Source organism: Bradyrhizobium sp. (assembly GCF_049586575.1).
GTDB lineage: Bacteria > Pseudomonadota > Alphaproteobacteria > Rhizobiales > Xanthobacteraceae > Bradyrhizobium.
This window is the reverse complement of sequence record NZ_JBAVCF010000742.1, coordinates 1-10666: the sequence shown is the minus strand read 5'-3', so window position 1 is coordinate 10666 and position 10666 is coordinate 1. Positions and strand designations below refer to the sequence as shown.

Genomic DNA, 10666 nt, shown 5'->3' with positions numbered 1-10666 from the left:
GCGCATGACCGACCTTGCGACCATGTTTATTGCTCGCCGCCGCCGCGCCACCGCGGTATGGGCGATCGTTTCGGTTTGAGATTTCGCCCCTGCCGCCGGATCCATCCCGCGGCTTTGCTTTCCCGGAAATACGCGGTTCGGTCTGGCGGCTCCTACGTCGAAGCAGGAGTTGAAGATGTATACGCCCCCCATGTTCAAGACCGAACGCGCGGCAAGCCTTGCGTTTGCCGAGGCGCGTGGTTTCGGGACGATGTGCGCCTTCGACGGCGGCAAGCCGGTCGCGTCCCAGCTGCCGTTTTACCTCAGCTATGCGGACGACGGCACGCCGAGAGCGGTCTTTCACACCGCGCGTGGCAATCCGCTCATCCAGCTGGCCGACGGCAAGACCTCCTGGCTGCTGGCGGTGAACGGCCCGGACGCCTATGTATCGGCGGACTGGTACATCTCGCCGGACCAGGTGCCGACCTGGCTCTATCAGGCCGTGCATCTGACGGGGCCGGTGCGAAGATTATCGGACGAAGAACTCACCGTGCAGATCGACACGCTCAGTGCCAAATTCGAAAACTGGTTGGCGCCGAAGAAGCCGTGGACGTCGGCCAAGATGACGGCCGGCCGGCTCGAGGCCATGAAGAAGGCCATCGTCGGCCTCGTCATGACCGTCGTGGATGTCGAGGGCAGCTTTAAACTCAATCAGCACAAGTCCGAGGCGGATTATGCGGCGGTCGCGGGCGCCCTGGCCGCGCTGCCCGACACAAGTTCGCAACAAATCGCAGGTCTGATGCATCAAGCGCGCCCCGAAGCCTTTGCGGACGCCGAAAGCTCGCTGGAAAGGAGCGCGCCATGACACTTGCCGAGACAAACCCGCTCTCGACCACCCGCAAGGCCGTCAAGCCCGCCGTATTCGTCGATGGCGCATCCGGAACGACCGGCCTTGGCATCAACGAGCGGCTTCGGCTCCAGAACGACGTCGTCGTGAAAACCATCGCGGAAGACAAACGCAAGGACGCAGGCGCCAAGCGCGCTTTGATGGAGGAGGTCGACCTTGTCGTCCTCTGTTTGCCTGATGCCGCCGCGCGAGAGACCGTTGCGCTGGTCGACAGCATGCGCGCAGGGGCGCCGAAGATCCTGGACGCCTCGACCGCGTTCCGGGTTGCGCCCGACTGGGTTTATGGTTTTCCCGAACTTGCGCCCGACCAACCCGGCAAGATCAGGAAGTCGCGCAAAGTTGCCAATCCGGGCTGCTATCCGACCGGTGCCATCGCGTTGCTGCGGCCGATCGTCGACGCTGGAATCCTGCCGGCCGACTATCCGGTCACGGTCAACGCGGTGAGCGGGTATTCCGGCGGCGGCAAGTCGATGATCGAAAGCTTTGAAAGCGGCCATGCGCCTTCTTTCGAGCTTTACGCCCTCGGCTTCGAGCACAAGCATCTGCCGGAGATGCAGCTTTATTCGAAGCTCACCCACCGGCCGATCTTCGTGCCCTCGGTCGGCAATTTCCGGCAGGGCATGCTGGTATCGGTGCCGCTGCAACTCGACACGCTCAAGGGAAAACCCGGTGCGGCCGATCTGCACACAGCGCTCGTCGAGCGCTATGCGGCCTCTCGCTATGTCTCGGTGATGCCGCTCGAGAATGCGGCGGCGAAAAGCGGGCGGATCGAGCCCGAGGCGCTCAACGAAACCAACAAGCTTGAGCTCTATGTCTTTGCCAGCGACAAATATCGTCAGGCCGTTCTGGTTGCGCGCCTCGACAACCTCGGCAAAGGTGCGTCAGGAGCGGCCGTGCAAAACATGCGGTTGATGCTGGGCCTTCCTGAGTTGTGAAGGAAGCCGCCGTGGACGAAACCACGCTGCAATTTTATCGCAGCAATGCGGAATCCTACGCGGCATGGGCGAAGGCGCCCTCGACGCGCCTGATCGGCTTTCTCGGATTGTTGCCGGCGGGCGGCTCGATCCTCGAACTAGGCTGCGGCGCGGGCAATCATGCCGCCGAAATGCTGGCGCGAGGCTTTGGGCTGCGCGCTACCGACGGCTCGCCCGAGATGGTCGAAGTGGCGTCGCGCAAGTTGAACTATCCCGTCGAGGTGATGCTGTTCGACCAACTCGACGCGCGCGAGGCCTATGACGGCGTTTGGGCCAGCGCCTGCCTTCTGCACGTGCCGAGAGCGGAACTCGCCGGAATCCTGGCGCGCATCCATCGCGCGCTGAAGATCGGCGGCGTGTTCTATGCGAGCTTCAAGTCTGGTGAGGGCGATGGGCGGGACTCGCTCGGCCGCTACTACAACTATGTTTCGGCGGACTGGCTTCGTGCGGCCTATGACGCGGCCGGACCCTGGCACAGGCTCAGCTCCGATACCAGCGAGATCAAAAGCTTTGACGCGGCGCCAGCCACGATGCTGCATCTCGTCATGCGCAAGGTCTGAGACGAACCGATGAAGATGACGGCGGCGACGTCTTCAGGACGCCGCCGAAAACCGCTCAGGCGAGTTTGAAGATCGCCAGCGCCAGCACCACTTGCGCGATGAAGCCGACGGTGAAGGCCAGCGTGCGGAATACAGGCAGCCCCAGCGTATAGACGATGACATGCGCCACGCGTGCCCAGAAATACACCGCGCAGGCATAGACCGTCGCTTTCGACGAATAGTCGAGTTGCGCCAGGATCAGAACCAGCGGCGCAAACACGACGAGATTTTCCACGGCATTGTCGTGCGCGAACATCAGGCGTGTCGCCCATGCCGCATGCGGCTTGTCATTGCGTGACGGATTGGCCATCGAACCGATCAGGCCGCGCACCGCAACGCGATTGAGGATGTAGGGGACCCACAACAAGCCCGTTAGAATCACCGTTAAGGTCAGCCAGAACAGTTCAGGCGTCATCAATCCAGGCGTCATCGTTTCCCCCTGCTACAAAAATCGATCCCGATGGGACGGCCAGTTATACACGAGTGTCCCGGTTCTGACATTCGTTTCATATCGCGGCGGCCTCGTTTACGAATGCAAATCCGCGGCACCAGCCGTGACGGTTATGCTACGCGCGGACCCGAACGTAGCTGCCCGGTGCATCTTCGATCGGCGGCAGCGCCCCGGCGCCGGCTTCGCGCGCCGCCACTTGCTCGGGATCGATCGCCTCTAACCATTGCCGCCAGTCAGGCCACCATGAGCCCTTGTGCTCTTCAGCTGCCTTAAGCCAATCGGCGAGCGTGACGTCCCGGATGTTGTCGTTGGTCCAGTACTGATATTTTCCGGAAATGGGCGGATTGACGACGCCTGCGATGTGTCCCGATCCTGACAGAACAAATTTCACCGGACCGCCGAAAAATTGCGAGCCATAAAGCACTGAATCCGCCGGCGCGATGTGGTCCTCGCGGGTCGCGAGGTTGTAGACGGGCACCTTGACCTTCGACAGATCGAGCAGGGTGTTGTCGAGCACCATGGTTCCTGTCGACAGCCGGTTCTCCAGGTAGCAGTTTCGCAAGTAGTAGGAATGGTTTGCCGCCGGCATCCGCGTCGCATCCGAATTCCAATGCAACAGGTCGAACGATGACGGCTGTTTTCCCTTGAGGTAATTGCTCACGACATAGGACCAGATCAGATCGTTCGATCGCAACATGTTGAACGCCATGGCCATCTTGGCGCCCTCGAGCACGCCCGCGGCGCGCATGTCGTGTTCGATCGCCGATATCTGGTCTTCATCGACAAACACCATCAAGTCGCCGGCGTGGGTGAAATCGACCTGTGCGGCCAGGAACGTCGCCGAGGTGACGCGGACGCGGCGTTTTTCGGCGAGCCACGCCAGCGTCGTCGCGAGCAGCGTGCCGCCGACGCAATAGCCCATGGTGTGGACTTTCATTTCGCCGGTGACGCGCTCGATCGCGTCCATCGCGGCGAGCGGGCCTTCCTTCATGTAGTCTTCCCAGGTCTTGCCCCCGAGACTCTTGTCCGGGTTCACCCAGGAAATCACGAACACCGTGATGCCCTGATCGACGCACCACTTGATGAATGATTTGTCTGGCTTGAGATCGAGAATATAGAACTTGTTGATCCAGGGCGGCACGATCAGAAGCGGCGTGCGCAGCACGTTTTCGGTCGTGGGCGCATACTGGATCAACTGCATCAGGTCGTTCTGGAAGATCACCTTGCCCGGTGTCGTCGCCATGTTGACGCCGACTTCCATGTTGGACGGGTCGGACTGGCGGATACGCAGAGTGCCGCGTCCGGCCTCGATATCCTCGGCCAGCATCTTCATGCCGCGCACGAGGTTGTCGCCGTTGGAGGTCAGCGTTTCGCGTAACACCTCCGGATTGGTGAGAACGAAATTCGAGGGGGCGATCGCATTGGTGATCTGCTGGACGTAGAACGCCGCCTTCTTGCGGGTGTGTGGATCAAGCCCCTCGGCGTCGCGAACCAGATCGTTGGCCCATCGCGTCGTGAGCAAATAAAGCTGCAGGATGAAATCGAAGAATTGGTTCGATTTCCATTCCGGGTCTGCAAACCGCTTGTCGCGCGGCGCGGGTGCGATGACGGGGGCTGCCTCCTCGCCGGAGAGACGCCGTGCCGCGTTGCCCCAGAGGTCGAGATAGGCTTTGCCGATCTTAATTTGAATTTCATTGGCCCGATCGGGATCGGACAGCCAGTATTCCGCGACCGCGCTGAACGTCTTGACCAGTTCGGTGAGTTCGTTCGGCGGCTTGTCCGGTACTTCGCCGCCCGCTGCCGGCTTGAGATAGGCCGCGAGCGCCCGACCGCTGCTTTCCATCGCCTTGGCGATGTTCATCGCGAAAGCTTCGGCGTTGAACTTGTTTTCCGTCTGGGCTTCTGTGGTGACGTTCGTCATGGGGCAAAGACTACAGCTTCATTTCAACTTCGTCACCGACGGGATCGGCGCTAACAAAATAGGCAATCTGCTCGCAAAAAGTTGCTATTGCACTGCGATATTTTTGATGGCTCGGTCTTATTGAAGCCCCAGACCCCCGGTTTCTAGTGAGGGGTTTAATGATTTCAGGTAACAATGGATTGGGGCGCTAGTGTCCCGGTTCTGACATTCGTATTCTGTCGCGGCGGGTTCGTTGGTCAAATTGTGTCGGCGCTTGCCCGGTTGAATGGGTCTGGGATTGGATATGTCGGGGAGACACCAAAAAGGCGCGCTGGCCGGAGCCGCTTTGCTATTTATGACACTCGCTCTCGGCGGCTGCTCGACCTCGATCGCCGAAATTCCAATCGGTGGCAACGCGTCCGATGCGCGCACTAACGAAGCCGGTGCCTATTTGCCGGTGAATGAATTGCCGCCTGCCCGCGAGGAGGCCGTCATGGATCCGGCGGAGCGGGCCAAAGTTCAGAAGGAACTGATCGCCGCGCGGGAGCACCAGGCCTCGGCGGCGAAAGAGCAGGCCCAAGGGAAAGATCAAGGGAAAGATCAAGGTAACGGTCAGGGCAAAGACCAGAGCCAAACCCAGAACCAGGCTCAAGCTGCGAAATAATGTAGCTGCTGGCGCGTACCGCGCTCCGTGCTAGAATTGTCTCGCTTACCCACCCGCAAGTCGGGACGAAGCTTAAGTCGCTTTCGCCTGTAACCTCACTAAGCAATTGATTTAATGTGAGTTACTGGCGTCGCCAAACGGCATCTTTCGCAGGATGTCCGGGCGAATCTGTCCCTTGCAGGGGATTGCTGGAGTTAAAGGTCCAATGGAAGAGTTTTACCGCATCCGCCGCCTGCCGCCTTACGTGTTCGAACAAGTCAACCGCGCCAAGGCGGCCGCGCGCAATGCCGGTGCCGATATCATCGATCTCGGAATGGGCAATCCAGACCTTTCGACGCCAGCCCACGTCCTGGAGAAGCTGAAGGAAACGCTGGGAAAGCCGCGAACCGATCGCTACTCGGCGTCCCGTGGAATTGCCGGGCTGCGGCGCGCACAGGCTGCCTATTATGATCGGCGCTTCGGCGTCAAACTCAATCCGGAGACGCAGGTTGTCGCCACGCTGGGCTCAAAGGAAGGGTTTGCCAACGTCGCACAAGCCATTACCGCGCCTGGCGATGTAGTGCTCTGCCCCAATCCGAGCTACCCGATTCACGCCTTCGGCTTTTTGATGGCGGGCGGCGTGATCCGCTCCGTTCCCTCCGAGCCGACCCCGCAATTTTTCGAGGCGGTCGAGCGGGCGATCGTCCATTCGATTCCAAAGCCGCTCGCCATTGTCGTCTGTTATCCGTCCAATCCGACTGCCTATGTCGCGAGCCTCGATTTTTACCGGGATCTCGTGGCGTTCGCCAAAAAGCATGAAATCTTCATTCTCTCCGATCTCGCTTATGCCGAGGTCTATTTCGACGACAAGTCACCGCCGCCCTCGGTGCTGCAGGTGCCCGGCGCGATCGATGTGACCGTGGAATTCACCTCGATGTCGAAAACCTTTTCGATGGCGGGCTGGCGAATGGGATTTGCCGTTGGCAACGAGCGGATCATCGCAGCCTTGGCGCGGGTGAAATCCTATCTCGACTATGGTGCTTTCACACCGATCCAGGTTGCGGCCACCGCCGCGCTCAATGGCCCGGACGATTGCATTCGCGAGATGCGAGATACCTATCGCAAACGGCGTGATGCGCTGGTGGAGTCCTTCGGCCGCGCGGGCTGGGACATTCCGCCACCGGAAGCCTCGATGTTCGCCTGGGCGCCGTTGCCGGAGGCCTTCCGTGGCCTTGGCAGCATGCAGTTCGCCACCCTGATGGTCGAGAAATCGGGCGTCGTCGTGTCGCCCGGGGTCGCGTTCGGTGAGCATGGCGAAGGTTACGTGCGCATCGCCATGGTGGAAAACGAGCAACGGATCCGCCAGGCCGCACGCGGGGTGCGCCGCTTCCTTGAAAGCGGCATCGAAACATTGCACAACGTGGTTCCTCTCGCCAACCGGCGTTAGTCGTCCGATTCTAACATTCATTGCCGCCCGCGCTTCGCGCGGGCAAACCCTCCGGCAGGTTTTTCTAAGTCATGGTCGCACCCCTGAAAGTGGGTATTGCGGGGCTCGGCACCGTCGGCGCCGAGGTGGTCCGTCTGATCGAGCAACAGAGCCGAACGCTGTCGTCGCGCTGCGGCCGCTCGGTGCGCGTGGTCGCGGTCACGGCGCGTTCGAAAGCCAAGAAGCGCGGGCTCGACCTGCAAGGGGTCGATTGGGCCAAAAGCCCGTTGGCGCTCGCAACCGACCCCGGCATCGATTGTTTCGTGGAGCTGATGGGCGGCGCGGGCGAGCCCGCGTTGTCGGCGATCGAGGCTGCGCTCAAGGCCGGTAAGTCGGTCGTCACCGCCAACAAGGCGCTGATCGCCAAGCACGGGCTCAAGCTTGCGAAGGCCGCCGAGCAGCATGGCGGCGCCTTGAATTTCGAGGCGGCGGTCGGAGCCGCGATCCCCGTCGTCAAGACGCTGCGCGAGGGACTGGCCGGCACCGTGGTCAATCGCGTCTACGGAATTCTCAACGGCACCTGCAACTACATCCTGACCCGCATGGAGCAGGAGGGCTTGTCGTTTGCCGAATGTCTGAAGGACGCCCAGCGCCTCGGTTATGCCGAGGCCAATCCTTCGTTCGATGTCGATGGTCACGATACCGCGCAGAAGCTTGCGATTCTGGCGAGCCTCGCTTTCGGGACCAAGGTGTCGCAAAGCGCGGTCTATGTCGAAGGCATCTCGTCGATCGCCCCGGAAGATTTGCGCGCCGCCGCCGAACTCGGCTACCGCGTCAAATTGCTTGGGGTTGCGGTGCGCACCGCCAAGGGCATCGAGCAGCGCGTGCACCCGACCATGGTGCCGAAGACATCCTCGATCGCGCAGGTCATGGGTGTCACCAACGCGGTGACCATCGACGGCGAGGGCATTCCGCCGATCACGCTGGTAGGGCCGGGCGCCGGCGGCGCGGCGACCGCGTCCGCCGTTGTCGCCGACATTGCCGATGTGGCGCGCGGCATTCGCGCCTTGCCGTTCGGGCGTCCCGTGGAGCGGTTGCGTTCGATCGCGAAAGCGCCGATGGAGCGCCACGAGGGTGGCTACTATATCCGCCTGATGGCGCGCGATCTGGCCGGCACCGCCGCCACGATCGCCACGCGCCTGGCCGACGAAAAAATTTCCATTGAATCGATCGTCCAGCGTCACGCCGACGGCGTTGACGCCGTGCGGATGAAGGGGAAAGCTGCACCGGTGCCGGTGATCCTGATCACCTATGCCACCAGCGAGGACGCTGTGCATCGGGCACTGGATGCGGTGCAGCGCGACAAGGTGATCAGCGGGCGCCCGCAGGTGATCCGGATCGAGAAGAATTGAGAAGAGCATGATCCGGAAAAATGGGAACCGATTTTCCCTCGCGACAAACGCGAAGCGTTTGCGCGGAGATCATGCTCCAATATAAAGTTGGTTCTGCCGGAACCGGCGATGAATAAGAGCGTAAGGCTCGCTAGTTAGTTTGAGGAGGAGTTCGCCGATGTCGACCCATATTTCCGTGCCGCCCCAATTGTTGCTTGAGCGGATCCTGACGCTTGAGCTCGTGCGGGTGACGGAGCGGGCGGCGGTCTCGGCGGCGCGCCTGCGCGGCCACGGCAACGAAAAGGCGGCCGATCAGGCGGCGGTCGATGCGATGCGCCGCGAGCTCAACAAGCTGCCGATCGAAGGCACGATCGTTATCGGCGAGGGCGAGCGCGACGAAGCGCCGATGTTGTTCATCGGCGAGAAGGTTGGTCTGAACGCCGGACCAAGGGTCGATATTGCCGTCGATCCGCTCGAAGGGACCACACTGTGCGCCAAGAACATGCCGGGCGCGATCGCGACCATGGCGATGGCCGACGGCGGCACGTTGCTTCATGCGCCCGATGTCTACATGCAGAAACTTGCGATCGGCCCCGGCTACTCCAAAGGCGTGGTTGAGTTGGATGCTCCGCCGGCCGAGAACGTCCGCCGGCTCGCCAAGGCCAAGGGCGTCGACGCCTCGGCGATTACGGTACTCGTGCTCGACCGTCCGCGCCATGCCGACATCATCAACAGCGTGCGCTCGACCGGCGCGGCCGTCCGCCTGATCACGGACGGCGACGTCGCGGGCGTGATCCACTGCGCCGATTCCGAAAATACCGGCGTCGACATGTATATAGGCACCGGTGGCGCCCCCGAGGGCGTGCTGGCTGCGGTGGCGTTGCGCTGCATCGGTGGTCAGATGCAGTGCCGGTTGATCCTCGACAGCGAGGAAAAGCGCGAGCGCGCGCGCAAGATGGGCGTGTCCGATCCGAAGATGATCTACGGGATTGAAGACATGGCGAGGGGCGACTGCCTGTTCGCGGCTACTGGCGTCACCGACGGCTCGATGCTGTCGGGCGTCAAGTTTCGCAAGGACGTCATCCAGACCGAAACCGTCGTGATGCGTTCGGTGACCGGCACCGTGCGCTATATCAAGGCCGAGCATCGTCAGCTCGACAAGTTTCATCTGGATTAAACACTTCGTCATTCCGGGGCGTGCGAAGCACGAACCCGGAATCCATCGCGCCGCAATCACGCCCGGAGAAATGGATTCTCAGGTGCGCAATTGCGCACCATAGTTCGCATCTGACGATGCGCACGCCCGGAATGACGACTAAGGGACGCGAACATGTCCGACATCTCTCGAGTCAAAGCTCTCGTCTTCGATGTCTTCGGCACGGTGGTCGATTGGCGCACCAGCCTGATTGCGGACTTCACGGCATGGAGCGAGAAGCGCGGCGTCAAGGCAGACTGGACCGCGCTCATCGACGGCTGGCGCGGCGTCTATGTCGCCTCGATGGACGAGGTACGAAAGCACCCGGAGCGGGGTTACGTCATTCTGGATACATTGCATCGACGCTCGCTGGAAAAACTCGTCGAACAACTCTCGATTTCCGGTCTGACCGACGCCGATCTCCATCATCTAACGATGGGCTGGCACCGGTTGCATCCCTGGGCCGACAGCGTGGGCGGGCTGACCCGCCTGAAGACGAAATACATCATCAGTCCGCTCTCGAACGGCAACGTCGCGCTGTTGACCGAAATGGCGAAGTTCGCCGGCCTACCCTGGGACCTGATCATGTCGGCCGAATTATTCCAGCACTACAAGCCCGATCCCGAGACCTATCTCGGCGCCGCGCGCCTTCTGTGCTTGCCGCCGGAGCAGGTGATGATGGTGGCAGCACATAACCACGATCTGGCAGCCGCGCAGAAATTGGGACTGAAGACCGCCTTCGTCGCACGGCCCACCGAATACGGACCGCTGCAGAAACACGACTTCAAGGCGAGCGGCGAGTGGGACATCGTTGCCAAGGATTTTGGCGAACTGGCAACGCGGATGGGGTGTTGAGCGTCGATACCGAACCATCTTGGCTCATCCATTCCAAACCGTATGATACATCCAATGAAACCTGAAACGTAGCCCAGATGAGCGTCAGCGGTATCCGGTTTTTTTACTGCTCCCGCATGTCGCTTTGCTCATGCGGGCTACCGGTAGCAACCGTAGCCCCCGAGGAGTGATTTGCTGCGTTGTCCAGCCACACCGGAAAAAATATTTCGCTTCGCCGTTTGCTAGGGCCTGTGTTCAGTTAGGCGGCCGTTGCACGAGAACGGATCAGAATCAAACGCGGAACGCCGTTCTATTTTGCAGCGCCGCGGGTACTTTGGGGATTCCCAAATCAGTTGTCGAGTGATTG

The 10666-nt window shown here is 61.2% G+C and carries 10 protein-coding genes; 8 read left to right on the top strand and 2 right to left on the bottom strand.

Features of this window, described 5'->3' with window-relative positions:
* Nucleotides 1-175: 175 nt before the first annotated feature.
* From WB528_RS26905 to WB528_RS26895, 3 genes are read left to right on the top strand one after another with little or no spacing between them, the layout of a single operon-like run.
* Complete coding sequence (locus WB528_RS26905) at nucleotides 176-844, top strand: FMN-binding negative transcriptional regulator (protein WP_423892382.1); 669 nt, start codon at nucleotides 176-178, stop codon at nucleotides 842-844.
* Complete coding sequence (gene argC / locus WB528_RS26900) at nucleotides 841-1821, top strand: N-acetyl-gamma-glutamyl-phosphate reductase (protein WP_423892381.1); 981 nt, start codon at nucleotides 841-843, stop codon at nucleotides 1819-1821. Before WB528_RS26905 ends, argC begins: the two co-directional genes overlap by 4 nt.
* An 11-nt stretch (nucleotides 1822-1832) precedes the next feature.
* Nucleotides 1833-2420, top strand: a complete 588-nt coding sequence (locus WB528_RS26895; RefSeq protein ID WP_423892380.1) for a class I SAM-dependent methyltransferase — start codon at nucleotides 1833-1835, stop codon at nucleotides 2418-2420.
* A 55-nt stretch (nucleotides 2421-2475) separates the two neighbouring features.
* On the opposite strand, the gene WB528_RS26890 is transcribed toward WB528_RS26895, so the two are convergent.
* Both WB528_RS26890 and WB528_RS26885 read right to left on the bottom strand, forming a co-directional pair.
* A complete protein-coding gene (locus tag WB528_RS26890) occupies nucleotides 2476-2874 on the bottom strand; it encodes an MAPEG family protein (RefSeq protein ID WP_423892383.1) in 399 nt (132 codons plus the stop codon).
* A gap of 151 nt (nucleotides 2875-3025) precedes the next feature.
* Complete coding sequence (locus WB528_RS26885; protein WP_423892379.1) at nucleotides 3026-4831, bottom strand: PHA/PHB synthase family protein; 1806 nt, start codon at nucleotides 4829-4831, stop codon at nucleotides 3026-3028.
* 265 nt (nucleotides 4832-5096) lie between these two features.
* Between WB528_RS26885 and WB528_RS26880 the strand changes: the two genes are divergently transcribed.
* The 5 genes from WB528_RS26880 (at nucleotide 5097) to WB528_RS26860 (ending at nucleotide 10320) form a co-directional block, all read left to right on the top strand.
* The gene (locus tag WB528_RS26880; RefSeq protein ID WP_423892378.1) at nucleotides 5097-5474 is read left to right on the top strand and encodes a hypothetical protein; all 378 of its coding nucleotides are present in this window, start codon (nucleotides 5097-5099) and stop codon (nucleotides 5472-5474) included.
* Between the two features lie 205 nt (nucleotides 5475-5679).
* Nucleotides 5680-6900 carry an LL-diaminopimelate aminotransferase gene (locus WB528_RS26875; RefSeq protein ID WP_423892377.1) on the top strand — a complete coding sequence of 407 codons (1221 nt, stop codon included), beginning with the start codon at nucleotides 5680-5682 and terminating at the stop codon, nucleotides 6898-6900.
* Nucleotides 6901-6971: 71 nt separating this feature from the next.
* A complete protein-coding gene (locus WB528_RS26870; RefSeq protein ID WP_423892376.1) occupies nucleotides 6972-8291 on the top strand; it encodes a homoserine dehydrogenase in 1320 nt (439 codons plus the stop codon).
* A gap of 157 nt (nucleotides 8292-8448) precedes the next feature.
* The gene (gene glpX, locus WB528_RS26865) at nucleotides 8449-9447 is read left to right on the top strand and encodes a class II fructose-bisphosphatase (protein WP_423892375.1); all 999 of its coding nucleotides are present in this window, start codon (nucleotides 8449-8451) and stop codon (nucleotides 9445-9447) included.
* Between the two features lie 153 nt (nucleotides 9448-9600).
* Nucleotides 9601-10320: a haloacid dehalogenase type II gene (locus tag WB528_RS26860; RefSeq protein WP_423892374.1), complete on the top strand. Its 720-nt coding sequence runs from the start codon at nucleotides 9601-9603 to the stop codon at nucleotides 10318-10320.
* Nucleotides 10321-10666 lie beyond the last annotated feature (346 nt).